This is a genomic window from Microbacterium sp. GXS0129 (assembly GCF_044769785.1).
Lineage (GTDB): Bacteria > Actinomycetota > Actinomycetes > Actinomycetales > Microbacteriaceae > Microbacterium > Microbacterium nymphoidis.
In genome coordinates this window covers 230,920-255,904 of sequence record NZ_JBIZVZ010000005.1, presented here as the reverse complement: position 1 = coordinate 255,904, position 24,985 = coordinate 230,920, and the positions used below count along the sequence as shown (strand labels likewise).

Annotated in this window: 25 protein-coding genes; 13 read left to right on the top strand and 12 right to left on the bottom strand. The window is 69.0% G+C overall.

Going from position 1 to position 24,985, the window contains the following annotated elements; genetic code table 11:
* Window positions 1-39: 39 nt before the first annotated feature.
* Entirely contained in the window at window positions 40-1,380 is a 1,341-nt protein-coding gene (locus ACIQJ5_RS15545; RefSeq protein ID WP_402845175.1) for a cellulase-like family protein, read from the bottom strand.
* Window positions 1,381-1,471: 91 nt separating this feature from the next.
* Here ACIQJ5_RS15545 and ACIQJ5_RS15540 point away from each other — a divergent pair, with 91 nt between their 5' ends.
* Complete coding sequence (locus tag ACIQJ5_RS15540; RefSeq protein ID WP_231091151.1) at window positions 1,472-2,350, top strand: AraC family transcriptional regulator; 879 nt, start codon at window positions 1,472-1,474, stop codon at window positions 2,348-2,350.
* Here the strand turns inward: ACIQJ5_RS15540 and ACIQJ5_RS15535 are convergent.
* Window positions 2,347-3,057: a helix-turn-helix transcriptional regulator gene (locus tag ACIQJ5_RS15535; RefSeq protein ID WP_231091152.1), complete on the bottom strand. Its 711-nt coding sequence runs from the start codon at window positions 3,055-3,057 to the stop codon at window positions 2,347-2,349. The two genes, ACIQJ5_RS15540 and ACIQJ5_RS15535, sit on opposite strands and share 4 nt — an antisense overlap.
* Before the next feature lie 65 nt (window positions 3,058-3,122).
* Between ACIQJ5_RS15535 and ACIQJ5_RS15530 the strand changes: the two genes are divergently transcribed.
* Complete coding sequence (locus ACIQJ5_RS15530; RefSeq protein ID WP_402845172.1) at window positions 3,123-3,725, top strand: flavin reductase family protein; 603 nt, start codon at window positions 3,123-3,125, stop codon at window positions 3,723-3,725.
* Window positions 3,726-3,752: 27 nt separating this feature from the next.
* On the opposite strand, the gene ACIQJ5_RS15525 is transcribed toward ACIQJ5_RS15530, so the two are convergent.
* Together ACIQJ5_RS15525 and ACIQJ5_RS15520 are read right to left on the bottom strand one after the other, a co-directional pair.
* Window positions 3,753-4,409, bottom strand: coding sequence for a hypothetical protein (locus ACIQJ5_RS15525; protein ID WP_231091154.1), 657 nt, complete (start codon window positions 4,407-4,409; stop codon window positions 3,753-3,755).
* 405 nt (window positions 4,410-4,814) lie between these two features.
* On the bottom strand, window positions 4,815-5,258 hold the full coding sequence (locus ACIQJ5_RS15520; RefSeq protein ID WP_231091155.1) for a MarR family winged helix-turn-helix transcriptional regulator: 444 nt from the start codon (window positions 5,256-5,258) through the stop codon (window positions 4,815-4,817).
* 110 nt (window positions 5,259-5,368) lie between these two features.
* Here ACIQJ5_RS15520 and ACIQJ5_RS15515 point away from each other — a divergent pair, with 110 nt between their 5' ends.
* Window positions 5,369-6,553 carry an MFS transporter gene (locus tag ACIQJ5_RS15515; protein ID WP_231091156.1) on the top strand — a complete coding sequence of 395 codons (1,185 nt, stop codon included), beginning with the start codon at window positions 5,369-5,371 and terminating at the stop codon, window positions 6,551-6,553.
* A 34-nt stretch (window positions 6,554-6,587) separates the two neighbouring features.
* On the top strand, window positions 6,588-7,418 hold the full coding sequence (locus ACIQJ5_RS15510; protein ID WP_402845169.1) for an aldo/keto reductase: 831 nt from the start codon (window positions 6,588-6,590) through the stop codon (window positions 7,416-7,418).
* A 76-nt stretch (window positions 7,419-7,494) separates the two neighbouring features.
* Here the strand turns inward: ACIQJ5_RS15510 and ACIQJ5_RS15505 are convergent, their stop codons facing one another.
* Window positions 7,495-8,064, bottom strand: coding sequence for a hypothetical protein (locus ACIQJ5_RS15505; RefSeq protein WP_402845167.1), 570 nt, complete (start codon window positions 8,062-8,064; stop codon window positions 7,495-7,497).
* A gap of 37 nt (window positions 8,065-8,101) precedes the next feature.
* Here ACIQJ5_RS15505 and ACIQJ5_RS15500 point away from each other — a divergent pair, with 37 nt between their 5' ends.
* Entirely contained in the window at window positions 8,102-8,335 is a 234-nt protein-coding gene (locus ACIQJ5_RS15500) for an RNA-binding S4 domain-containing protein (protein WP_402845165.1), read from the top strand.
* A 131-nt stretch (window positions 8,336-8,466) separates the two neighbouring features.
* Here the strand turns inward: ACIQJ5_RS15500 and ACIQJ5_RS15495 are convergent, their stop codons facing one another.
* Window positions 8,467-9,354 (bottom strand): DMT family transporter, encoded by an 888-nt coding sequence (locus ACIQJ5_RS15495; RefSeq protein ID WP_402845163.1) that lies wholly within the window; start codon window positions 9,352-9,354, stop codon window positions 8,467-8,469.
* A 52-nt stretch (window positions 9,355-9,406) separates the two neighbouring features.
* Window positions 9,407-9,835 (bottom strand): cupin domain-containing protein, encoded by a 429-nt coding sequence (locus ACIQJ5_RS15490; protein WP_231091160.1) that lies wholly within the window; start codon window positions 9,833-9,835, stop codon window positions 9,407-9,409.
* A 185-nt stretch (window positions 9,836-10,020) separates the two neighbouring features.
* Between ACIQJ5_RS15490 and ACIQJ5_RS15485 the strand changes: the two genes are divergently transcribed.
* Complete coding sequence (locus ACIQJ5_RS15485; RefSeq protein ID WP_402845160.1) at window positions 10,021-10,881, top strand: alkaline phosphatase family protein; 861 nt, start codon at window positions 10,021-10,023, stop codon at window positions 10,879-10,881.
* Between the two features lie 78 nt (window positions 10,882-10,959).
* Here the strand turns inward: ACIQJ5_RS15485 and ACIQJ5_RS15480 are convergent, their stop codons facing one another.
* The 3 genes from ACIQJ5_RS15480 to ACIQJ5_RS15470 form a co-directional block, all read right to left on the bottom strand.
* Window positions 10,960-12,057, bottom strand: a complete 1,098-nt coding sequence (locus ACIQJ5_RS15480; RefSeq protein WP_402845292.1) for an HTTM domain-containing protein — start codon at window positions 12,055-12,057, stop codon at window positions 10,960-10,962.
* Window positions 12,058-12,062: 5 nt separating this feature from the next.
* Window positions 12,063-12,956, bottom strand: coding sequence for a DUF5819 family protein (locus ACIQJ5_RS15475; protein WP_402845158.1), 894 nt, complete (start codon window positions 12,954-12,956; stop codon window positions 12,063-12,065).
* Window positions 12,957-13,063: 107 nt separating this feature from the next.
* Window positions 13,064-15,826, bottom strand: a complete 2,763-nt coding sequence (locus ACIQJ5_RS15470; RefSeq protein WP_402845156.1) for a choice-of-anchor G family protein — start codon at window positions 15,824-15,826, stop codon at window positions 13,064-13,066.
* A 604-nt stretch (window positions 15,827-16,430) separates the two neighbouring features.
* Here ACIQJ5_RS15470 and ACIQJ5_RS15465 point away from each other — a divergent pair.
* Both ACIQJ5_RS15465 and ACIQJ5_RS15460 read left to right on the top strand, forming a co-directional pair.
* Window positions 16,431-18,986, top strand: coding sequence for a hypothetical protein (locus ACIQJ5_RS15465; protein ID WP_402845154.1), 2,556 nt, complete (start codon window positions 16,431-16,433; stop codon window positions 18,984-18,986).
* Complete coding sequence (locus tag ACIQJ5_RS15460) at window positions 18,983-20,455, top strand: NAD(P)/FAD-dependent oxidoreductase (RefSeq protein WP_231091165.1); 1,473 nt, start codon at window positions 18,983-18,985, stop codon at window positions 20,453-20,455. The genes ACIQJ5_RS15465 and ACIQJ5_RS15460 overlap by 4 nt, the downstream gene beginning before the upstream one ends.
* A gap of 10 nt (window positions 20,456-20,465) precedes the next feature.
* Here the strand turns inward: ACIQJ5_RS15460 and ACIQJ5_RS15455 are convergent, their stop codons facing one another.
* Complete coding sequence (locus tag ACIQJ5_RS15455) at window positions 20,466-21,575, bottom strand: fatty acid desaturase (protein ID WP_372459793.1); 1,110 nt, start codon at window positions 21,573-21,575, stop codon at window positions 20,466-20,468.
* A 172-nt stretch (window positions 21,576-21,747) separates the two neighbouring features.
* Window positions 21,748-21,951, bottom strand: a complete 204-nt coding sequence (locus ACIQJ5_RS15450; protein WP_231091166.1) for a cold-shock protein — start codon at window positions 21,949-21,951, stop codon at window positions 21,748-21,750.
* Window positions 21,952-22,080: 129 nt separating this feature from the next.
* On the opposite strand from ACIQJ5_RS15450, the gene ACIQJ5_RS15445 reads away from it, so the two are divergent.
* The 5 genes from ACIQJ5_RS15445 to ACIQJ5_RS15425 all read left to right on the top strand — a co-directional run bounded on the left by ACIQJ5_RS15445 (window position 22,081) and on the right by ACIQJ5_RS15425 (window position 24,960).
* Window positions 22,081-22,314, top strand: a complete 234-nt coding sequence (locus tag ACIQJ5_RS15445; protein WP_231091167.1) for a hypothetical protein — start codon at window positions 22,081-22,083, stop codon at window positions 22,312-22,314.
* Window positions 22,315-22,585: 271 nt separating this feature from the next.
* Window positions 22,586-23,023 carry a DUF2871 domain-containing protein gene (locus ACIQJ5_RS15440; RefSeq protein WP_231091168.1) on the top strand — a complete coding sequence of 146 codons (438 nt, stop codon included), beginning with the start codon at window positions 22,586-22,588 and terminating at the stop codon, window positions 23,021-23,023.
* A 19-nt stretch (window positions 23,024-23,042) separates the two neighbouring features.
* On the top strand, window positions 23,043-23,552 hold the full coding sequence (locus ACIQJ5_RS15435; RefSeq protein WP_231091169.1) for a hypothetical protein: 510 nt from the start codon (window positions 23,043-23,045) through the stop codon (window positions 23,550-23,552).
* A 75-nt stretch (window positions 23,553-23,627) separates the two neighbouring features.
* A complete protein-coding gene (locus tag ACIQJ5_RS15430; protein ID WP_402845150.1) occupies window positions 23,628-24,164 on the top strand; it encodes a VOC family protein in 537 nt (178 codons plus the stop codon).
* Complete coding sequence (locus ACIQJ5_RS15425) at window positions 24,157-24,960, top strand: MerR family transcriptional regulator (RefSeq protein WP_231091171.1); 804 nt, start codon at window positions 24,157-24,159, stop codon at window positions 24,958-24,960. The genes ACIQJ5_RS15430 and ACIQJ5_RS15425 overlap by 8 nt, the downstream gene beginning before the upstream one ends.
* The last annotated feature ends 25 nt before the right edge of the window (window positions 24,961-24,985 follow it).

Below are 24,985 nucleotides of genomic sequence, written 5' to 3'. Positions count from 1 at the left end.
GGTGTCCTCCTCGACGACCGATGGATGGGGCGCGTGCGCCTAGTGGGTGAGATGTTCGGTGAACATCCGGTTGCATTCGATCTGGAGCGCGACATCGGCCCACATCGGATGATGCGGAGCCGCGTTGGAGCACACGATGGTGCCCCAGGCCCCGACGCGAGCGGACTCCCGCACCGCTCGTCGGCAGAACTCGCTGCCCACCGGCCCCTCCTCGAAGGTGCCGTGCAGCGGGGTGTAGCCGATCCACCCCTCCCCGAAAGCCAGCGGGACACCGCGCGAGCGCGACACATCGGCCGCGACGTCGAGCCAGATCCGCAGCACACGGTCCATCTCCACGCGATGCCCCTGATAGCGCTCGTAGAGGAACCGGTCGAACGCCTCGGCGTCCACCCAGTCGTGCAGGAAGATCTCGGGCTTGCCGACGATGGTCGCCTCCGCCTTCCACGCGCGCTCGGGCGGCAGCACCCAGCTCTCCGCGTCGGGTGCGTCGGCGCGGAGGATCCCGGCGGCTTCGACGGCGGCTCGCGGGAAGTCGGCGAGCGAGCCGCGCAGATCGAACGCCTGCGTCACCTCGTCGAGCACGCCGTAGATGTAGGGGTGAACGACGAGCACATCGATGTTGTGCGGTATGGCACGCATCGACGCCACCGGCACATGCGCGTAGTTGACCGTCACCGGCTGATCCGGCTGCAGCTCGTGGAAGCGGGCGAGTCCGCGGGTGAGGCGGGGCTCCAGTTCGACGACGGTGCGGGCGTCATCCACGAGCCAGCTGGTGAGCCCGTCGCTCAGATGGCCGATCTGGACCTCGTTGTGCAGCTCGGTGAACGCGATGCGATCGTCCAGACCGTGCTCCGCGAGGAAGTCGATCAGCGCGGCGAACGATTCCGCCAAACGCTCGGCGCGCTCCTCCGGATCGACGGCGCGCAGGGCATCCCACCAGTCGGAGCTGGCCGCGAACGACGATGACTGCTGGTATTCCCACGACGACAGGATCACGAACAGTCCGTGGCGCCGGCACACCTCGAACAGCTCGCGCAGGTGTGCGCGCCCATCGATCACCGTGGGAGCGCCGACGTCGTACCAGCGCACGTTCTGCGCGTAGTCGCCGCCGAGACGGTCCAGTTCCACTGCCGTGGTGTCGAGACCCGAGCCGAACAGGAGGAACGGCATGGCGCAGATGCGGATGGTGTTGTAGCCGCGCTCGACGGCCTCCGCGGCCGCCCGGTCGAGGTTCTCGAAGGGCTCACCCGCCCCGGTGCGGACATACCAGGAGAAGTCCCACAGGGTGATGGCGAGGCGATCGGGAACACCATCACGTGGCGGCACGGGAACATAGCGACCTGTCCGATCGGCTGATGGCGTCATCTCTCCTGTGAGCATGTCGCCACGATATCCGCGGTCAACACGGCGAAGGAATGCTGGTTTCTCCGGCATACCTGGACGATTCTCCGACAAGTGCTATCGTCGGCGCATGCTCCGCCGCGATGGGTTCCCCGGTCAGCGCCTGCGCGTGCTCCCGGTGCCGCTGTCCCGCCAGGCACGGGCGCTGCCGGTGACGCAGCGCCTGCTGGTGACCGACGCCGGCTACTTCCCGCGCGCAGCGGCGCACGGGCGGATCCGGCCGTCCGGCGCCGCGGAGGCCATCGTCATCGTGTGCACGCACGGCGGAGGCTGGGTGATGCAGGACGGCCGGCGCGTGCCCGTGGGCCCCGGTGACGCCGTGGTGCTGCCGCCCGATCGGGCGCACTCCTACCTGGCCGATGAAGACGACCCCTGGACCATCTGGTGGTTGCACGCCACGGGCACCGACGTCCCCGAGCTCGTGGCCCAGATTCGCGGCCCGGAGGACGATCCGGTCGTGCATCTGCACGACGTGTTCACCGCCGTGGCCCTCATCGAGCAGGCGGTCGCCCTGCTGGAAGCGGATGAGACCACGGGGACTCTCCTGCGCGCGGCCGGAGCGGCCTGGCACCTGCTGGCGATCCTCGCTGCGGACCGGCTGCGACGCGAACGCCACACCGCCGATCGCATCCACGTGGTGCAGGAGTATCTGCGCGACAATCTCGCCTCAGCCGTGCCGGTCTCGGAGCTCGCACGATTGGCGGAGCTGAGCACCTCGCACTTCTCCGCGCTGTTCAAGGCATCGACCGGATACAGCGTCGTGGACTACCTCAAGCGGCTGCGAAGCGCACGCGCGCGAGAGCTGCTGGTGACCACGGACCTGTCGGTCGCGGAGATCGCGGCGCAGGTGGGCTACTCGGACGCGTTCTACTTCTCCCGCCAGTTCCGGGCGATCAACGGCACCTCACCGACGCAGTTCCGCGACGCCTCCCGGCAGCACATGCCCTAACGGCCCTCGGGCTCGAAGCTCAGGTCGAGGTGCTCTGCGAGCGCCGCCCTTCCCGCGTCCGTCACCCGGATCGCCCGGGTGGTGCGATCGCCACGGACCCAGCCGTTCTCACCGAAGGATCGGAGGATCGCGGCCCCCAGAGCGCCGGCGAGGTGGTCCCGGCGCTCGGTCCAGTCCAGGCACAGGAGGACACGTGGTCGTCGGGTGCGGGGCCACGCGCCCAGGGGCACGCCCAGACGAGAGCACGCCGCTTCGCCTTCCGCGGTGAGGGAGGGAGATGCCGTCACGTCGATGTACCCGCGGGAGGTGAAGGCGTCACAGACGCGCACTCCCAGAGCCCCGGCGAGGTGGTCGTAACAGGTGCGCGCCGCGCGAAGGCGCTGGTCTCTCTCGACGCCGCGCAGCGAGGCCGCCGGTGCCGCCGGCGAGGTGGCGGAGGCCAATTGTTCGATGAGGGCGGCCACCTGAGGATCAGCCAACCGCACGTAGCGATGCCGCCCCTGACGCCGCTCTTCGACGAGCCCTCCGGCCACCAACTGGTGAAGATGCTCCGTTGCGGTCGATCGGGCAACGCCCGCGTGTGCTGCGAGTTCGGTGGCCGTCCACGCACGCCCATCCAGCATCCCGAGCAGCATCGTCGCCCGACTCGGCTCGGCGATCACGGCCGCCACGTTCGCCAGAGCCCGCCCATTCGCCCGGTCGTCCATGGAGCAAGTCTCTCGCGAGAACACTTCGGTCAGCGCCGAACTCCCCGGCTGCAACCATGGGTGCCATGCGCCGCCATCGAACAATCACGCCGTCAGTCCTCTACTTCGGCACTCCCGTCGCCGTGATCTCCACGGTGAACATGGACGGTACGACCAACCTGGCGCCGGTGTCGTCGTATTGGGCGCTCGATGACCTCCTGGTACTGGGGCTCGGCGCCGAAGGACACACGGTCGCCAACCTGCGCGAGCGCCCCGAGCTGGTGATCAACCTGCCCGAGGATTCCCACTGGCAAGAGGTCGAGACACTGGGGCGGACGACAGGAGCATCGCCGGTGCCCGCGGCGAAGCCTGCAAGCACGACGTACGTGCACGACAAGTTCGAAGAGGTGGGCTGGCACCCGCTCGCCGCGACGACGGTCCGGCCAGCCAGAGTCGCCGAGTTGCCCGTGCACATCGAAGCACGGGCCACACGGGTCGACGAGGAGGACGGTGGGCTCGTCGTCGTCCACGCCCGGTCGACGGCAGTGCATGTCGATGACCCCATCACACTCGCCGGAACGTCGTACATCGACCCGAGCCGGTGGCACCCGCTGATCTACAGCTTCCGGCACTACTACGGCCTGGGGAGGCGGCGCGGCATCGCCCAGCGCGCCGAGGTGCAACACTAGCGAGCACCGGGTGAGGCTCCGTGGCTCCTACTGCACGAAGCCGTCGCGGATCGCCACGCGGATGAGGTCGGCCTTGGTGCGCACCGGCGTTCCCGCGTTGCGGAACTTGAGCTTGACACGGTCGAGGTACTGCCGGGCCGTCTCCCATCCGATGTTCATCTGCTCCGCGACCTGACCGATCGTGAGGCCCGAGGAGTAGAGGACCAGAGCGCGTTCCTCCTGCATGCTGAGCTTCGGCGGCGCAGGCTCTCCCACCGCGAGGCGCTCGGTCAGGCGGGGCGTGACCCAGCTTCGACCGGCGACGACGGCGGACATGGCGTTCAGCACGTCTTCCTCTCTGTCGCGAGGACTGACCAGAGCGCGCGCACCCGCGGCGAGAACGGATCGGGCATGGCGCGTGTGATCGAAGTCGGCGAGGACGATCACCCGGAACCCTGCCGCGTTCAGTCGGGTGATCGTGGTGAGATCCGGCGCACCGGCGTCCACGGGGTCGAAGAAGGCGATCCCGGGTGCCGCGGTGTCGATCTCGCTCTCGAGTCGTTCCAGCAGCTCCTGGGCATCATCACCGCTGAACACCACGGTGAAGCGCACCAGCCCCTGGACATAGCTCGTCAGCCCGAGACGCTGAAACAGCCGCCGCTCGATGATCGCGACCTGGACAGGCCGCCGTCTGAGCGGCGCCACGCGTCCCTCCGCTTCCTCGTCTCAGGCCACCTCGGCATCCGCCCGGCTCATACGGCGCGCCGTTGGAGACGGCGCCGCAGAGGCCGAGCGCATCCCGCCACCGGGGCGCTCGCTGCTGACGAACCGTGGAGGTGTGCTCAGCCTGGAGGCGACCATCGGGACCGCTGACAAGCCTCGGGCAGGCTGCCGAGTCGCTCTCGCGGTGGGGACTTTTTGAGAATAGGAGGCAAGCGCGCGGCAGCGGCGCGACGAGGGCACTGCCATGGCAGAAAGACCCCACTCTTGGGGTCGCCCCGAGCGCGACGACCGTCACCCGACCGCTCAGCACGCGACCGGGCGGCACACCGGCTTGAGCACCGGTGCCGCTTCAGTGACCGGCGACGACCCCGCCGCGATCCGAGACGCTCAGACCCGCTCCCCCGCGAGAAGCGCGGCCAGCGGTGCGAGCTCGGGTTCCTCACCCGCCACCCGCAGCACGTCCTCCAGCGTCTCGTCGTGCACGGGCTTGGCGTGCTCGTAGAGCTTCCATCCTTCGGCGGTGAGCTCGGTGTAGATGCCGCGACGATCGTCGGTGCAGAGAATGCGCGTGAGCAGGCCCCGGTCCTCGAGCCGGGTGACGAGGCGCGTGGTGGCGCTGGGGCTCAGGGCCGTGGCATGCGCGAGCTGCTGCATCCGCATGTGCCAGCCGGCCTGGCGGCTGAGGGCATCCAGCACGGTGTACTCCACGACCGACAGCTCGGCGTGCGCACCGAGCGCCCGTTCCAGTTCGGACTCGATGCGGCCGTGCAGAGCGGCGAGCGTGCGCCACCCCTGGGCGCGGACTTCGACGGCGTCGTCGGAGATCCCCATGACACTCCTCCTCAAAGTAGTTGCTTGCGCCGGATAGTTGCGCGTGCAATTATTATTACTCGCGACGCAATATCCCGCGTTTGCAACTATCTTACAGGAGTGCTCCCCACATGCCTCTCGGACTTCTCGCACTCGCCATCGGCGGGTTCGGAATCGGACTGACGGAATTCGTCATCATGGGCCTGCTGCCCGAGGTCGCACGCGACTTCGGTGTCAGCGAGGCCGCCGCGGGCGGCCTCATCTCCGGCTACGCCCTCGCCGTGGTGGTCGGCGCGCTGGGCCTCACCGCCGCCACCACCCGGCTGCCACGCAAGACCGTGCTGCTGGGGCTGATGGTGCTCTTCATCGTCGGCAACGTCATCACCGCGCTGGCCCCGGAGTATGGCATCGCCCTGGTCGGTCGCATCATCGCCGCCCTCTGCCACGGTGCGTTCTTCGGCATCGGCTCGGTGGTCGCCGCCTCCCTCGTGCCGGCCGATCGTGCGGCCCGGGCGGTGGCCATCATGTTCACCGGTCTCACGGCGGCCAACGTCCTGGGGGTGCCCTTCGGCACGTTCCTCGGCCAGCAGTTCGGCTGGCGTTCCACGTTCTGGGCCATCGCCGCCATCGGCGTGATCGCCTTCGCCGGTGTTGTCGCTCTCGTGCCCGCTGCCTCCGGCCCCACGTCGGCGCCGAGCCTTCGTCGCGAGCTCGCCGCCTTCCGCTCCGGGCAGGTCTGGCTGTCCCTCATCGTCACGGCGCTCGCCTTCGGCGGGATGTTCGGCGCCTTCACCTACATCGCGTACACGCTGACGGAGGTGTCCGGCTTCGCCGCCGGCGCGGTGCCGTGGCTGCTCGTGCTGTTCGGCGCGGGCCTCGTCGTGGGCAATGCGCTGGGTGGCCGTCTCGCCGACAAGCACCGCGACGCCACGTTGCTCTGGTTCATCGGTGCACTGGTCGTCATCCTCGCGGCGTTCGCACTCCTCGCCAGCTGGCAGCCGGCGGTGGTCGTGCTGCTCGCACTGATGGGCGGCTTCGGATTCGGCACCGTTCCCGGCCTGCAGAGCCGCGTGATGGCCTACGCCGAGACGGCGCCCACGCTGGCCTCCGGCGCGAACATCGGCGCGTTCAACATCGGCAACGCCCTGGGAGCCTGGGCGGGCGGTCTCGGCATCAGTGCCGGTCTCGGCTTCACCTCGCCGTTGTGGATCGGTGCTGCGATCACCATCGTGGCCTTCGTCGTGATGGTCGCCGCCGCCCTCACCGCCCGCACTCCGCGCACGGCACCGGCTCCCGCCGTTCCCGCCACCGTCTAACTCATCCCCTCCAGCTCATCCCACAAGGAGAACCATGTCCATCGACATCCCCACGATCACGCTCAACAACGGCGTGTCCATGCCCCAGCTCGGATTCGGCGTCTTCCAGGTGCCCGACGAGGAGACGACCACCGCCGTGACCGCCGCGCTCCAGGCCGGCTACCGCTCCATCGACACCGCCGCCATCTACGGCAACGAAGCGGGCGTGGGCCGCGCCATCGCCGAGTCCGGGATCGCCCGCGACGACCTCTTCCTCACCTCCAAGGTCTGGAACTCCGACCAGGGATACGACGCCACGCTGCGTGCCTACGACACGACGCTGGCGAAGCTGGGCGTCGATGCCCTCGATCTGTACCTCATCCACTGGCCCGCTCCGGCGCAGGACCTCTATCGCGACACCTGGCGTGCGCTGGAGCGGATCCACGCCGACGGCCGGGTTCGTGCCATCGGCGTCTCCAACTTCGAGCCCGAGCACCTGGATCGCCTGCTCGCATCCGCGGAGGTCGTTCCGGCCGTCAACCAGGTGGAGCTTCACCCGGCGTTCCAGAACCGGGCGGTGGTCGCGGCGAACACCGAGCACGGCATCGCCACGGAGGCCTGGAGCCCGCTCGCGCAGGGCGCCGCCCTCGGCTCCGAGCCCGTCCTGACCGCCGCGGCCGCCCACGGCGTCACCCCCGCTCAGGTGGTACTGCGCTGGCACCTGCAGCAGGGACGCATCATCATCCCGAAGTCTGTCACCCCCGCGCGGATCGCCGAGAACCTCGCCGTGTTCGGCTTCGACCTCACCGATGACGAGCTCACCGCGATCGACGCCCTCGACGTGGACGGCCGCACCGGCCCCCACCCCGCGACGTTCGAGGGCTGACCCGCACGCGAGAAGCCCCTGCGAGTCTGAGATCCCCGCGTTGCCGGCTCTCTCGGACCTGCAGGGGTTTCTCGCGTCAGGAGGCGCTCCGGCCGCCGGGTTGAGCGGGCCACACCGTCGGACGAGAGGGCGGACCTCCGGCAGTGCGGAGCTCGGGGAGAAGGATGTTCAGCGTCGCCGCGAGTGTCGCACCGTCGGGATCCAGGAACGGAGCCATCCGGACCTCGGGCCCCGCGTGCAGGCCGTCACCCACCAGCACCAGGCAGACGTAGGTCGAAGACAGCACCCCGCCCCGGCCGGAGACCACGCCCGTGGTGGCCTCACGGATCTGCGACCACGGCACCGTTCGGCGGCGATAGTGCACTCCCGCGCGATCGATGCGAGCACGGGTGCGTGGCCACGCCAGCCGCAGGATCCAGATGATGCCCACGAGGCAGACGACGCCGAACACGGACATCAGCGCGATGCCGATCGACGGATCCAGGAAGCCGCCGAGCGCGACGAGGATGACGCACGGCAGCACCAGAGCACAGCGGATGAGGATCCAGGTCCGGCTGCTCCGCACGACGATCTCGCCGTCGCGATCGAACCTGCGGACGAGATCGGCCACCTCGGGACGCCAGCTCGGCGAGGGGACACGCTCCATGCGACCAACCTATGTCGACGGCGGATACGATCGTTGAGTGACCAGTCCCGCAGACATCCCCGACGTCGAGGTGGACGGCGACATGATCCGTCTCGGCCAGTTCCTGAAGTTCGCGGATCTCATCGAATCCGGTGGCGAGAGCAAAGAGGTCATCGCGGAAGGCCTCGTGGCCGTCAACGGCGAGATCGAGATGCGCCGCGGCCGGCAACTGCGCGACGGCGACATCGTCGACCTCGACGACCGCACCGTTCGCGTCCGGCTGCGGGGCTGACCCGCGAAACTTCCGTCCGCCGTTCCCGCCCCGTGCGCCGTGTCTTCCCCTTCGGTCGACACGCGAGACTTCCGTCTGTGCGCGAGAAGCGCCGCAACGCGGGCATTCTCGCCCACAGAGAAGTCTCGCGGCTAATTCGGACGACGGCGGCGGGGATTGAGCTCGCTCACGACCATGCCCGCGATGATCAGCGCGGCTCCCACGATGGCGAGCGCCGGCAGGCGCTCCCCAGCCAGGCGGCCGAATATCCCCGCCCACACCGGCTCGCCGGCGTAGATGATGGTGGCGCGAGTGGGCGACACGGAACGCTGGGCCCAGTTCATGGCCCACTGGATGGCCGCGCTCATCGCCCCCAGACCGACCGCGGCGAGCAGCCACACCCAGGAGAACGCGGGAACGGCCTCTCCGGTGACCGGCATGGTGAGAAAGGCCAGCAGGCTCGCGACGATCAGCTGCACCACGGTGACGCGCCCGACGTCCACGCGTCCGGCGAACACGCTGATCAGGATGATCTCAGCGGCGATCGCGAGCGTGCTGATCATCGTCACCACCTCACCTTGCCCCAGCGAGAATCCCGCCGCCGACGGACCCGCCACCAGGATCAGGCCGGCAAACGCAAGGACGACGCCGATCCACACCGTCCACCGCGGAGCTTTGCGGAACACCGCCCATTGCAGCAGCGGAACGAGCGGCACATAGAACGCCGTGATGAAGGCCGAGGTACTGGAGTCGATCGTCTGCAGTCCCACGGTCTGCAGCCCGTACCCGAGGTACACCATCACGCCGATCGCGGCGCCCGCGGCGATCTCTCGCGGACGCAGGCCCCGAAGACCGCGATTCAGGACGAGCGCGGCGATGACCCCCGCCGCGAGGAACCGCACGCCGACGAAGAACCAGGGTCCCGTCGTGGTGACGGCGAAGTGCACGACGAGGAAGGTGGCGCCCCACAGGAAGGTGATGGCGACCAGCACCCACTCCTGGCGGCTGAGACGGAGGCCTCGGACGGCGGTCGGGATCACTCCCTCATCCTGGTGCCGCGCACCCCGCAGACGCGAATCCGCGACGACTCCGTCACCACGGAAGGGGTCGGTCGGTGGCTCGCTCGCTGTCGTCGGGGAGATGCGGGAGCTCGCCGCCACCGGATCGGATGCACAGCCACCGCAGTTCCTCCGCGCTGTCCGGCCGCGCGCGCCACGTGCGCCACACCCCTTGACCCACCCGAACCACCGACCCCGGGCCGACGTCGATCACGTCGTCGTCGAGGCCCATCTGGCCGTGCCCGTGCAGGAACACGTACAGTTCCTCGATGCGCGCGTGACGGTGCCAGTAGGTGGCCGAGTCCCCCGGCTGGAGCGCGTTCGCCGTCATCCCGATGTACTGCATCTGCAGATCGTGATCGACCACGTGCCGGCCGGCCCACGTCGTCTCCGGCCGGAAGCCGCCCACATACTCGTGCCAGCGTTCCGGTGCACCGATCTCGACGATCTCGTAGTCAGGCATGCGCTTCCCTTTCCTCGTGTCCGCCACGCTACTGCGTGGCGGACACGAGGACAGCAGAATCAGGTGAGTTCGCCTGTTGCTCCGCCGCGGCTCGCAGCTCTCGCGCGATGATCGAGGGGCAGCGGCCCCCGCGTGAGAGGACGTGAAGACGTCCCGCGGGCGCGGATCGGATGAGGAGGGTGCAGATGACGCCGCATGTGCTGGTGGTCGGAGTCGATGGCGTGCGCGCCGACGTGCTGCGGGGCGCACACGTGCCCCACATCGCCGCCATCGGCGACGCCGGGTTCTGGGAGGACGTCCGGGTGGACGAGCGCAATCCCACGATCTCCGCTCCGGTCTGGGCGACGGTCGCCTCCGGGGTGCATCGCGATCGCCATGGCATCGATGACAACGACCTGCATGGCCACCGGCTGGAGCAGTATCCGGACTTCCTCTCCCGCATCCGTGCCCATGATCCCGCGGTGACGACGTTCGCCGCTGCTGCGTGGGCTCCGCTCGTGGGTGACGCCTCGGGGGGACCCGTGTTCGCGCCCGGCGGGTTCCGGCCCGACCTGCCCGCGGGCATCGAAGACGGTACGGACGATGCCGCGCTGACCGCCATCGCCGTGATGGACGAGGTGGTGACCTCCCGCACGGCACGGGAGCTTCTCGCCCGCGGCCACTCCGCCGTCTTCACGTACCTGCTCCTGCCCGACATGGTCGCGCATGCCGAGGGCGTCACCGACCGCTACCGCGAGGCGATCGAGCGCGCCGACGAGCAGGTAGGCGTGCTGCTGGCCGCCATCGACGCCCGCCCCGACCGCGTGAACGAAGACTGGACCGTCATCGTGGTGACCGATCACGGCCACCGCGACGCGGGACACCACGGCGGAGACAGCGATGCCGAACGCACCGCGTGGATCGCGGCGTCAGGCCCCGGCATCGACGCCGCCTCCGGCACTGGGGTCACGCACGCGGACATCGCCGTCCACACGCTCCATGCCCTCGGGGTCACAGTCCCCGAGGGCATGGATGGACGTGTGTTCGGCACGAGGTCGCCCGCATAACGGCACGGCGACGAGCTGCGGCCCCGGGGGACCCGCACTCAGCAGGGAAGCACGTCAACCCGTGCCCGCGGGCCCGCTTCAGCGCGCGCCGACGGTTTCTGTCGCGGCGGGCGCCGCGTCCTGCCCCGCACCGTCCGCAGCCTCCTTCGGCGCGGTACCGCGCCAGAGACGCCGGGCCGCCGCATCCAGGCGCGCCCAGCTCTTCTCCCGGATGAAGATCGAGTCGATGGCGATCATCGTCAACGAGAACCACGGCAGGCCCATGAGTACCCCGATGGCGATGTGGAAGCTCAGGATCGCGATGAGGGCGATGCGGCGGGTGAACGTGCTCAGCAGCATGAGCAGGAACGCGACCTGGATGATGATCGACCCCCAGGTGGCGATCGTCACCATCGGACCCCATTGCGTGATCAGATCGCTGAGCACCGGCCAGGTGCCGAACCGCATGGTGTGCAGCGGATCGTAGACCGCCCATCCGCCGGCCCACGGCTGTCCCTGCGCCTTGTAGAGACCACCGGCCGCGTAGACGAAGCACACCTGCGCCGTCAGCGCCACGAGGCCGAGGTTGTGAAGCACCGTCCCGATGTAGGCGCCCGATGTCCCCGGCGGGAACCACTCGCGCTTGGCGCGGCGGCGGGCATCCAGCGACCATTTCGCCGCGGGATCGGTGAAGAACAGGATCATCAGGGTGATGCGGAACATGTTGTCGCCCTGATCGCCGACCATGTCGTTCATCTCGATGAAGCTCACCCAGAGCACGAAGAACACCGGCAGCACGAGCCGGAAACGCCAGCCCAGCACGAACAGCACGGCCAGGATCATCAGCAGCACGTACAGGGCGGTGAATGCGAGGTCGTTGCCGGCGACGCGATGGAAGCTGCTGAACAGCCAGATCTTGACGAAGTCGCTCCGGGGCTCGGCCAGCTCGCCGTTCCAGGCCGATCCGGACCCGAACGTGTACAGCCGTGTGCTGAAGTTCGCCAGCAACAGGCCGAAGGCGGTGCTGCCCAGCAGGATACGGGTGACGGCGAGTCCGTGCAGCGCCTTCTTGCTGCTGAAGAGCCAGCGTTCGCCGATCTCGACGAGCGAGCCCAGCATCTCCAGGAACGTGTTGACCGCGGCGCGGACGGCGGCCGTCACGAAGCGCCAGACGTGCGCGATCGCGGGCAGGATCATCTGCTTCACTGCTGACGCATCCTCTCGTACTGCTCCCGGAAGACCCGAGCGAAGTTGTCCTCGTTCTGCCCCGGGTTCACCCGGGGCTCGCGCCAGCCGTCGAGCGAGATCTTGGGCTCGGGTCTCTTCGCTTCCGGATTGTGCCGCTGCCCGAAGGGAATGATGTTCTGCCGGCTCACACGCACCTGCACCTCTTCGACCGACGGCCCCCAGATCGCCCGCGCCACCTGGGTGGCGTAGGCGACGGATCGCTGCTCCTGCTGCAGATACGCATCGACCTGGTCGGCGGTGACCGATGACCCCTCGCCTTCGGTGATCGAACCCTCCAGGTCGGCGCGCAGCTGATCGGCGTTGCCGACGTAGCGCTCGGCCAGGATCGCACGCTGCTGATCGCCCAACGCGTCCCACGCCTTCTTGAAGTCCGATGCCAGCTCACTGGACTGGATGCCCGCACGCGGCGGCGTGAGGTTGTAGCGGATCATGGAGAGCTCCACGTCGGTGGCGCTCACCCAGCCCGTCTCCACCCGTTCGCCGCCCTCGACGATCACCGCGCGGACGTTGAAGTGGTAGTCGCCGTTGATGGGCTCGGGAGCGAAGACGCTCCAGGACTGTCCGAAGAACGGCAGCATGTACGACGACAGCGCCTTCCCAGGCACCACCTCCCGCAATGGAGACGGGGGCGCGATCCACAGGAAGGAAGCGAAGACGTGCCAGGCGGTGAAGAGCACCGCGACGAACGCGACGGCGCGCACCCATCGGCGCGGCGGCGCCGGCGTGCCGGAGCGCTGCAACGGTTCGGAGCGAGGCTTCGTCACGGCCGTCACGGCCGAATCGGCCCCGGGCTCAGCGGGGGTCGTCGACGAGTCGCTCCCCGCATCGATGACGAGGTGGTCGGTCATGGTGCTCCTTCAACGTGACCGGGACGGCAGCCGCCCGCGGGATGCCGGAGGGCCGGTGACTCCCCCCGTGGAAGTCACCGGCCCAACCGCTGGGACCCGAAGGGTCCTTACTCAGCGGCCCCGATTGCCTGGCGGCGGCGAGCCACCAGGGCGAACACACCAGCGCCGAGCAGGAGCATTCCCAGGATCCACAGGGCGGTGAAGTCGCCGCTACCCGTGGTGGGAAGGCCCGAGGAGCTGCCGTTCGCGTTCTGGTTCGCAGACGATCCCGACGCCGACGCCGAGGCGCTGCTGTTGGCGGAAGCGCTGCTGTTCGCGGAAGCGCTGCTGTTCGCGGAAGCGCTGCTGCTGGCCGAAGCGTTGCTGTCAGCCGAAGCGCTGCTGCTGGCCGAAGCGCTGCTGTCAGCCGCAGCCGCAGCCGTGGCGTCAGCGGCAGCCGTAGCGTCGGCCGCAGCCGCAGCCGTGGCGTCAGCCGCAGCAGTGCTGTCAGCCGCAGCAGTGCTGTCGGCCGCAGCCGTGGCGTCAGCCGCAGCCGCAGCGTCAGCCGCAGCCGCAGCGTCCGCCGCAGCGGTGCTGTCAGCGGCAGCCGTAGCGTCCGCCGCAGCGGTGCTGTCAGCGGCAGCCGTAGCGTCCGCCGCAGCCGCAGCCGTGGCGTCAGCCGCAGCAGTGCTGTCAGCCGCAGCAGTGCTGTCGGCCGCAGCCGTAGCGTCAGCCGCAGCCGTAGCGTCAGCGGCAGCCGTGCTGTCAGCGGCAGCCGTGCTGTCAGCCGCAGCCGTAGCGTCAGCCGCAGCCGTAGCGTCAGCCGCAGCCGTAGCGTCAGCCGCGGCCGTAGCGTCCGCACCGTTCGCGGCGGCGTCGGCGCTGGCGTCGTTGGACGACGTCGCCTGCGCTGCGACCGAGGCCGCTGCGCCACCGTCGGGGTTGCCGTTGGCGGCAGCCGAAGCGCTCGCGTTCGAGGAGGTGTTCGACGCGGAGTCGTTCGCACCCTCGGCTGCGGCCTGGGCCGAACCGCCGGCGGTGGCCGATGCGTCGTTCGACGCGTCGGCGTTGGCTGCCGTGCTGGCGGCGGCCTCGGCGTTCGCGGTCGCCGCGGCGTTGGCCGAGGTGGACGCGTCAGCCATGGCGGCAGCCTGCGCTGCGGCCTGTGCGGCCGCCTCGTTGTCGCCGTTCGCGGAACCCGAGGCCGACGCCGAAGCGGAGGCGTTCGTGTTCACGTCACCCGGGTTGGGGGCGTCCGCGTCGGCCTGAACGGTCGCGGAACCGAGCTGCACCGACACCAGCGGCTGGGCCGCGTTGGGCAGAACGCTGAGGGCCAGCGCGCGCACGGTGCGGCTGTCGCCACCGAAGTCGCCCGCGGTGGGCTGCTCGTTGATCGTCAGCGCCACGAGGTTCGACAGCACCGGGCCAACGGCGTCATCGAGCAGGCCGGTGACCAGCGGGTCGAGAACGGCGCTCAGCGTGGGTGCCAGGTTGGCCAGCAGGCCGTCGAGGATCGGGCTCACAACGGGGCCCACCACACCGGCGAGACCGGCGACGATGTTGCTCACCAGCGGCAGGACGATGTCGAGCAGACCACTGCCGCCACTGGGAACGGGCGTCACGGCCGGGTAGCCCGGGACACCCAGCAGGGAGCCCAGCGAACCCTGCAGCGCGAGAGTTCCGGAGCCCAGCAGCGCACCGCCGTCCAGTGTCAGGCTGATGTTGATCGACGAGTCGTAGATGCCGTCATTGATGAGGGCGACGATCTTGCCGATCAGCGAGTTCTCGCTCGAGCCCACGAGGAGGTCGAGCAGACCGGAGGTGATCGCGTTGACCACCGTGCCGGACAGCACCTCGGTGTTGGCCGGCAGCGAGTTCAGGTCGGTTGCGCCGGTGGCGTCCAGCAGGATCTTGGCCAGGTCGATGTGGATCGAGCCGTCAGCCAGGCTGATCGACAGCGACTCATCGGCGTTGGTCAGCGGGTTGGCGAGCAGCTCGGTGCGGACGGACTCGAACAGCGGGTCGAGGTCGACAGTTGCGGCATCCAGGGAAACGCCGCCGGCGCCGAGGGTGGCGAGCTTCAGCGCTGCGTCGAGGGCTCCGGTGAGCGTGCCGATGACACCCGCGAGTGCTCCGCCATCGAGGTCGAGCAGGTTGCTCAGTACGCCGAACGTGCTCTCCAGCGTCGTATCCACCGTGTCGGTGAGGCCGGCGATCAGGTTGCTCTGCAGATCCATCGAGACCGCGCTGAGCATGTACTCGCTCGTGATGTCGGCGCCGGACTGCTTCAGGTGCGAGCCCAGAGCACCGATCTCGACCGATGCGGTGTTGAGCAGCTCCTCGCGCACCGTGGCGCCGAGCAGCTGCTCGATCACATCGCTGACGTTGAGCGTGGCCGGCTGGAAGTCCGGGTCCTCGGCGGCGTCGATCGCGAGGGCTCCGTCCGAGGTCAGCAGGCCCGAGGACACCTCGGACACGCTCTGGAACGGGGTGTCGGCACGACTGGAGAGCAGCCCCAGCGAGCCGAGGTCGAGGAGTCCGGGCTCGCCCGGCTGCGCGATCAGCGGAAGCTGAAGCCCGCCGCCGAGGTCCACCTCGACACCCAGCAGGTTGAGGTTCAAAGCGTCCTGGTCATGGCTGGTCGACCCGTCGGGCGTCCACTGCGCGAGCGCGGAGGCGGTGCCTGCGACATCGAGGCCGACCACGTCGGCCCAGAGGCCGTGACCGTGTGCAGCCGAGACCGACGTCACCGTCTGGTCGTCGGCGAACGCGACAGGACCGAGGATTCCGGCCGTCGCGATGATCGTGGCAGTGGCGGCGCCGACGGCGACCGCCCTTCTGCCCTTCTTGCGATGAAGCTCGCTGAGCTTCGCGTGGGTCTGTCGCGTCATGTGACGCCCCTCCTGGTTGCGTGGGTGGGAAGCAGCCCCGCGCGCGACCACCGGGTCGGATCCGGCGCGCGCTTTCCTGAGAGGCAGCTGATCCCCACCGTATGGAGCATGCACACCAACCGCGCGGGGCAGTGGGGGGATTACTGGGGGAACCGAGAAGTGAGGGTACGAGTGGGGGATTTTGACGCGGTGTCGGGAATCGGGCACTGGGGTCGCTATAACTGGAGATGCGGAATCCCCCAGTCCGGCTCGCAGCATCTCACGGTGCGCATACCACTGCGCGCGTGAAAGGACGGGGCGATGACCGACCGGATCGACCCGATCCGGCAAGCGTGTGAAGAGTGTCTGGGGGGACGATCGGCTATGGTTCGTGGTCCCCGGGGCGCGTACCCGACTGCGCCTCTTGCCCGTATGCACGCGTCGCCCGCCCGTCACGGATCCACTCCGAGGCCACGATGTCGCAGGTCAGCGACGCACCGCCGCGCCCTCCTTCGGCCCTGCACCCGAGGAGGACCGCCCGGCACCGCCCGCACCCTCCGTGTCCTCGGCCCGCCCCCGGACCCCCGACGGGCCCTCGCCCCTCCCAGAACCAGGTCCCCCCGCCATGGCTCACGCACACTTCGTTCCGCACCTCCGCGCCGATCAAGTCCATCGCTCGGCACTCGTTGAGGCTGCGCTCAGTCAGCCTGCCCCGCTGACCGTTCTCGACGCCGCCGGCGGTATGGGAAAGACAGTCCTCGCCAGCCAGATCGCGCACGAAGCGGCACGCCGCGGTACGGAAACCGTCTGGGTGTCCTTCAGCAGGGACCAGCGTGAATGCGACACCGCCTGGGACCTCATCGTCGACACCCTGGCAAGCGCCGGTGTCGTGCGACCCGGCCAGCTCACCGCACCGGCGCCGGGTGATCCGTTCACCGAACGCAACGCGTGGTATCCGAGAGCGGAGATCGACGAGCTCCTCCTGGTGATCGATGATCACCACCTCATCTGGCGCCCGGACTCGCGCTTCACCGAGTTCGTCACCCATGCCCTCGAGGCGGCTCCCCGCGTGCGGATGCTGATCTGCGGACGGGACCTGTCCGGACTCGGCAGCGATCCGCTGCGCTCGCGGCTGGCGGCCCGGGTGTTCGACGATGCGGCACTCGCGTTCACGGAGACCGAGGTGGCACAACTCGTGCGGCGGATGCGCCCCGACGCCGACGCCGACGCCGCCGCGCGCATCACCCGCCGGGTCCACCGCCGGCTGCGCGGGTGGCCGGCCGCGACCCAGGCGGCCCTGGCGATGCCGCACGGTCTGCACGCGGAGGACCATTCGGCGCACGTGAATGAGAGCTTCCCCCGGGCCGTGCTGCGACGGCGGCTGCGCGAGGCCGATCCGGCGAGTGCGGCTGCCATCCACGCCGTCGCCTTCGCCGGGGAGCTGTCCGCCGAGGTGTGGAGCCGCGTCGCCGCCACGGAGATCGCCTCTCCGCGGGTGCTGCCGCACCTGTCCACCGACCTGCTGCTGTCGCGACGAGATGCCGACGGCACGGTCTGGTACCGGCACCACGATGCCGTACGCGAGCACGTTCGCCGCATGCCCGACCACGGCTCCACCGTTGCGGACAGCGTCGAGGCGGACCGCATGATCGCGCTCCTCCACGCGTACGACCCGGCGCTGGCCCTGCGAGGTGCGGGTGAGCTCGGCCGCTGGGACGAGGTGGACAGAATCCTGCACGCGGACTTCACGGAGGCGATGCTCGCCCCCGGCGGTCCACTCGCCCCGCTCCTTCCGCAGATTCCCCGTGACGTCATGCGTGACTATCCGCTCTTCAGCGCCCTCGAGACCTTCGAGGAGATGTACCGGCCCCGCGGGCGTGAAGGACTCATCCTCGCGAAGCTGCAGCGGATCATGATCGATATGGAGCCGTTCACCGCCGACGACGGACCCCATGGCGTGGTCGCCTCCGCGGCGCGACTCACGGCGGCGTGCTTCGCGGGCGAACCCGCGCTGATCCGCACGATGAGCGATCGCATCGACGACATCCTCACCGACCTGTCGGGTGAGGAGCTTCGTCGTGCCGAACGCACCCTCGCATCGGCCGCCAACCAGCAGGCATCGGGGCTCTTCTACCTCGGCGAATTCGACCGGGCCGAGGCCATCACCCGGCGAGTGACCACCACGAGCACCACGGGGGTCACCTCCGCCGTGCTGCGCGCCATGGCGATGTCCGCGCTGATCGCCGCCTGGCGTGGCGACATGCGAACCGCCGGTATCCGTCTCCGTGCGTGCGAGTCCGCGTTCGCCGAGCGCACCGCCGACGACCTCGCCTCGGCCACGGCCCCCCATGCGGTCGCCCGGGCGCTGTGGCTGCGAGAATCCGGCCGGTACGAGGATGCCGCCGGCGTGGTGGCCCACCTGCTCAGCGACGACGCGCTCGCTTTCGAGTTCTGGCCGTACGTCGTGTGGCTGGACACCGTCCTCATCGAGTCCATGATCGGTCCCCACGACGCGCTGGCTCGCCTCAAGCGCCATCTCGAGCTGCGATCACCACACGCCCCGCTGCTGTCCGAGTGGCAGCTGCTGCTGGACGAACTGCGCGCCCGGCTGAGCTTCCGGCTCTCGATGATCCACTTCGAGACCGATCTCCCGGCGGGCGAGAACCTGGTGGGAGCGTATCGCGCACTCGCCGAAGGCGACCCGCATCGCGCCGCGAACATCGCCGCCGGCGTGGCGGTGCAGTCCACGCGACGGGGAGACTCCCGTCGTCAGCTCCACGCCCTCCTGGTGGGCGCGGAGGCCGAGGCCGCGACCGAGGAAGGCGGCGCGGCCAGCGACCTCACCGCCCACGCGGCGGCTCTGGCGGAAACCTGCGGACTGCGCACCACCGTGATCCGCCCGTCGTCCGGGCCCGCCGACGCGACGGAGGCGGCCATCGCCACCCCGTACAACTTCCGCGCGCTGTCCCCCGCCGAAGTGCGCGCCCTCCGCGAGGTCGACATCGCCGGAAACGCCGTGCGCGCGGCCCGCTCACTGTTCCTCAGCCCGCACACCGTGCGCGATCAGCTCAAGTCCGCGTACCGCAAGCTCGGTGTCTCCAACCGTCAGGAGGCGATCCAGGTGGCGTACCGGGTGGGGATCCTCGGGGCCACGGCGGCGGAGGAGGAGGCCTCCTCGTGACGCGGGATCAGGGTGTCGCGGTGGTCGGATCGGGACCCAACGGCCTCGCCGCGGCCGTCACGATGGCTCGGGCCGGGCTGGCGGTGACCGTGTTCGAATCCGCCGGAACGATCGGCGGCGGTACCCGCACGATGGAGATCGTTCAGCCCGGGGTGCTGCACGATGTGTGCTCCGCCATCCATCCGATGGCCCTGGCCACCGGGTTCTTCCGCGCATTCCAGCTGGAGCGTCGCGTGCGATTCGCCGTCCCCGACGCGTCGTATGCGAATCCGCTCGACGGTCGGCCTGCGGCGATGGCCTATCGCGATCTCGACCGGACCGCCGCCGAACTGGGGCGCGACGGCGACGCCTACCGGAACCTGTACCGTCCGCTGCTCCGTTCGCTGGACGGCGTCACCGACGTGGCCCTCGGCGGCAGCATGCTGCGGGTACCGCGCGACGTCGTGGCGGCGGCCACGCTGGCTGCGCGTGTCCTGGAGCAGGGCAGCGCGCTGTGGGACGTGCGCTTCCGGGACTCCGCGGCACCCGCCCTCCTCGCCGGAGTAGCGGCGCACAGCATCGGACCGATGCCGCGCCTGTCCACCGCAGCGGTCGGCTTGGTGCTGGGGGCGCTCGGACATGCGGGCGGATGGCCGGTGCCGATCGGGGGCTCGCGGGTCATCAGCGACGCCCTCGAGGCCGATCTGCGCGCGCACGGCGGGAGGATCGAGACCTCCCGCGAGATCGAGGATGTGCGCGAGCTCGCCGGGTATCGCACCATCTTCTTCGACACGTCCGCGCGGGGCCTGGCACGGATCGCCCGGAGGGCGCTTCCCACCGCCTACCGGCGCCGCCTGCTGAATCTCCGGTACGGGAACGGAGCCACCAAGGTGGACTTCGTGCTGGACGGACCTGCACCGTGGAGGGATCCGCGGGTGGCGGAGGCGCCCACGGTGCACGTGGGCGGTGATCGATCCGAGATCGCACGCGCGGAACGCGACGTCGCACGCGGACGTCACCCCGAGCGGCCGTACGTGCTGCTGGCGCAGACCGCCCGGTTCGACCCATCCCGCAATCCCGCGGGGACAGAGGCGATCTGGAGCTACACGCACGTCCCGCGCGGGTCCGACGTGGACGTCTCCGAGGCGGTGCTCGCCCAGCTGGAGCGCTTCGCGCCGGGCTTTCGGGAACGGATCGTCGCCATGCGCGTCACCACCGCGGAGGAACTCTCCCAGTACAACGCGAACTATCACGGCGGTGACTTCAGCGCGGGGGCGGTCACCCTGCGGCAGCTGCTGGCACGTCCGACACTGTCGGCGGACCCGTGGCGCACACCGGTGCCCGGGGTGTATCTGTGCTCGTCGTCGACGCCTCCGGGTCCGGGTGTTCACGGTCTTGCCGGCTGGTACGCGGCGCGCTCGGCACTGCGTCACGACTACGGGATCACGTCCGTCGACCTGAGCGCAGACGCGTCGTCCTCACTGCCGTGACCGTGACCGATCAGACGCGGCGGTACTGCCTGACCATCGGGCAGTCGAACGGATCGCGCGCAGCGAGACCGACCGTGTTGAGGTAGTCGATCACGATCGCATACGAGCGCCACAACGACGTCTCGGCATAGGGCACGCTGTGCTTTGCACAGTACTCGCGCACGATCTCACGCGTGCGCGCGAGCTGGGGGCGGGCCATGCTCGGGAAGAGGTGGTGCTCGATCTGGTAATTGAGGCCACCCATGAGGATGGTGGCCCACCATCCCCCGCGGATGTTGCGCGAGGTGCGCACCTGCTTGGAGAAGAAGTCGAGCTTCGCGTCCGGGGCGATCACCGGCATGCCCTTGTGATTCGGCGCGAACGAGGCTCCCATGTAGACGCCGAACACGGCGAGCATCACGGCGATGAAAGCGAACGCCATCCCGAGCGGCAGCACCAGGAAGACGGGGATCAGCACCAGCGCGAACCGTGCCACGATCATCGAGAGCTCCGACCAGCGATCCGTGACCGGACCGCGAGAGAGCAGGTGACGCAGGCTCTGGGAGTGGAGGTTCAGCCCCTCCAGCGTGAGCAATGGGAAGAACAGCCATCCCTGCCGCGCCGTGATCCACCGGCGGAGCCCGCGGGCCTGCACCGCGTCGACCTCGAGGAAGGAGATCGTGTCCACGTCGATGTCCGGGTCCTTGCTCACCCGGTTGGGGTTGGCGTGGTGGCGGCTGTGCTTGCTGTTCCACCAGGAGTAGCTCATGCCGACGACCGCGGCCAGCACGCTGGCGAGGCGGTCGTTCGCGGGCCCCGTGGCGAGGATCTGCCGGTGTCCCGCCTCATGCGCGAGGAAGGCGACCTGCGTGAAGAGAATGCCCAGGGCACCCGCGATCAGCAGCTGGAACCAGCTGTCGCCGAGCAGGATGAAACCGGTGATCGCGCCACCGAAGCCGACGGCGATGGCCAGCGCTGTCAGCGCGTAGAACCAGCGGCTGCGGCGGAGAAGGCCCGTCTCGCGCACCACCTGGGCCAGTTCGGTGTAGGCGCGAGCGATCGGGGGAAAGTCCTCGCTTCGCGCATACGTCTGACGGATGGGACCGAGGGTGCTGACCGGGTCGGCGGTGATGGAGGAGATGAGGACATCGATTCTGTGAGCAGCCCCGTTGCGCGACTGGTGCGGAAGCGCCGGGCATGTGCCGGCGGCTTCCCCCTCACGCTACGTGGCAGCACATGCCGCCGATCGAATACGTCCCGGAATACGACACCGGGAGGGCGCGAATACTCGCGCCCTCCCGGTGTCTCAAGATTCAGAGAACCTGGATGTTCGCAGCCTGCATGCCCTTGGGGCCGCGCTCGGCGTCGAATTCCACCTTCTGGTTCTCCTCAAGGCTGCGGTAGCCGTTGCCCGCAATCGCGCTGAAGTGCGCGAACAGGTCGGCAGAGCCGTCATCGGGAGCGATGAAGCCGAAGCCCTTGTCAGAGTTGAACCATTTGACGGTGCCAGTGGCCATAACGTCATTCCTTCTGTGCTTGGGACCGCGTGTGCGATCCCCGTAACCGTGACGATGCCGCCGCGGAGCTTTGCGGGCGATACGCGAATGGGCGCTCGCCGGGGGAGTGGATGTCGCGGACACGAGAGCGTGGGCGGCATCGAGCGCATCGCGAGCCTCCGCCAGGGTGGCGGTGTACGCGAGCGGCACGGCGTGGGCGTCGTGCGTGACGAATCGTCCGGCGTCTTCAGCGACGAAGCCGGCGAATTCGCCGTGCAGGGTCGCGACGTGAACGTCGTGGTCGGCCTGACGCCACACCAGCTGGGCAGACGTCGGCGGAGGAGGAAATGCAGGAAAAGTGATGAAAACAGCCAATCAAAGTGACGGGGCGTGCACCGACTCTGGTGCCGCGGGGCAGGTGATCCGAGGAACACCCACTCGAAGTAAAACGAGCCATGAAGCCGGTCCGAAGATCTTCGGGGGAGAAACGCGACTTCAGTTGCCTGAACACACAACTCTAGCAGATCAGGACGAAGCGCGCGGCCCTCGTCCGAAATGATGAGGCGAAGTTCACCCGTGTTCACGATGCGGCGGGTGCGCCCTGCTGCTGAAGTGGATGACGGCTCCCCTCCCTCACCGCAAGACAGGACGTCCCATGAAGAAACTGCTCTACGCCGCGTTCGGCTACCTTCTCATCGGAGTCGGTTCCGGACTGTTCTACCGGGAATTCACGAAGGCGAACGACTTCCCCGAGGGCGCGGCCACACAGCTCGGGCTCGCCCACACGCATCTGCTGACCCTCGGATTCATCGTGCTGCTGATCGTGCTCGTCATCGAGAAGGTGTTCTCACTGTCTCGCAGTCCGAAGCTGTTCGCCTGGTTCTTCTGGCTCTACAACGCCGGCGTTGTGCTCACCTCCGCGATGCTCGTCTGGCATGGGATCCTCACGGTCCTGGGTCGCGAAGCGGGCGGGATGATCGCCGGAATCGCCGGCCTCGGTCACATCCTCATCACCGCGGGACTCATCATCTTCTTCGTCGCGCTCCGGCGAGCCGTGAGCGACAGCACCGCGGACGTCGCCGCGGTCGCCTGACGGCGTTAGGCTCGGCCGCATGACCCTCGAGGACCTCCTGCTCCGGCTCGACCGCATCGCGGGCGGACGTCAGGCCGGCGTCCTCATCTCCCCGGAGCACCGCGCGCACCCGCGCACGCGCCGCGCCTTCACCTGGATCATGTGGCTTCTGGTGGCCGAGCTCGTGCTCGGTGCCGCTGCGGTCGTGTTCGCCGTGGCCCAGGCGGCCGCCGGGGAATCCGTGCCGTTCGCGGTCTGGATGCGAACTTTCATCGTCTTCGCGATGACGGTCACACTGTTCTACTTCGCGTGGCGCGCCGCGCGCGGATGGCGGTGGGCCTATCTCCGATTGCGGCTGTTCTCGCAGATCTTCCCCGTCATCACGCTCGTGATGGCGGCTATTCCGGGACTGTATCCCGCGTGGATGGTCACCGAGCAGATCGTCTTCAGCCTGATCATGATCGGGGTGGCCGACTTCCTCACCAGCGATCACATGAGAATGGCCTTCGCTGCTCCGAAGGACGGCGAAGCAGGTGACACGCCCGCCTAGCGGTACCGGCCGACAGGTGGCCGGCGAGCTCCCCGATTTGACCCTCACGTTGCGTGAGGGCAGAGCGTGGAGTCCATGAGCACCTACTACAACGCCTTCGAGGTGAGCCCGGTCCCCGCCCCCGGTCCCGACGCGGTCGCCCCCGAGCCTTTCCACGGGATCTACGGGATGCCGTCCTTCGTGACGATCCCGACACCCGATCTGACCGCGTCCGTCGACTTCTGGACCCGCGGCCTGGACTTCTTCGAGCTGTTCAGCGTGCCGGGCCAGCTCGTGCACCTGCGCCGATGGGCCTTCCAGGATGTCCTGCTGGTCCCGACCACGTCCGTTCCGGATCGGGTGCCGGCGGTGAGCTTCAGCTTCGCGTGCGTGTTGAGCCAGGTCGACGGCCTGGTGACCACGTGCCGCGCCCACGGCGCGGGCGTGGTGAGTGAGCCTCGGGACACGCCGTGGGGCACCCGCGATGTCGAAGTGATCACGCCGGAGCGCGTTCGAGTCGTATTCACTGCCGCGAAGCCGTTCGACCCCGCCAGCCAGACCGCCAGGAACCTCGAAGCGATCGGCATCACCGCGCCAGAGCCCGACGGGGAGAAGAATGGAGCGCATGCCTGATCACCGCGACGCCGTGGATCTGACCGTGGGTCAGGCCTCGGCCCGCGTGGGCGTGACGGTGCGGACCTTGCATCACTGGGATGAGATCGCCCTCGCGAAGCCGTCGTCACGGTCAGCTGCCGGGTACCGGCTCTACGCCGAGGCCGACCTGGAGCGGCTGCGGCGCATCGTCGTCTACCGCGAGCTGGGGCTCAGCCTGGACGCCATCCGGAGCATCCTCGACGATCCGGATGCGGCCGTTGTCGATGCGCTGCGTGCCCAGCAAGACCAGCTGGCGACACGGATCGAGCATCTCAACGCCCTGAGCGATGACCTGGCCCGAATGGCCGCTGCCCACGAACGCGGTCTGCTCCTCACTCCTGAGGAACAGACCGCGACGTTCGGGCCGGGGTGGGATCCGCAGTGGCCGGTCGAGGCGCGGCACCGTTACGGCGATACTCCCGAGTGGAGGCAATATGCCGAACGCTCTGCGTCACGTACCGCAAAGGAGTGGCAGGCCGTCGCCGATGGGGCCACGGCGCTCGATCAGACATTGGCCGATGCCATGGACGCCGGAGTCGAGCCGGGGAGCCCCGCTGCGGACGTTCTCGTGGAACAGCACCGCGCGGTGTTCTCGGCCTACTTCCCGATCACCCGGCGCATGCAGGTCGTCCTCGGCCGTATGTATGAAGCCAATCCGGAGTACGCCGCCCATTACGACGCGATCCGCACCGGCCTGGCTTCGTGGTTGCGAACCATCATCGACGCCAGCGCGCGGACCCACGGCATCGACCCCGATGCGGCCTCGTGGGAGTAGAGGTCGCACGCCCTCACCGGGATGG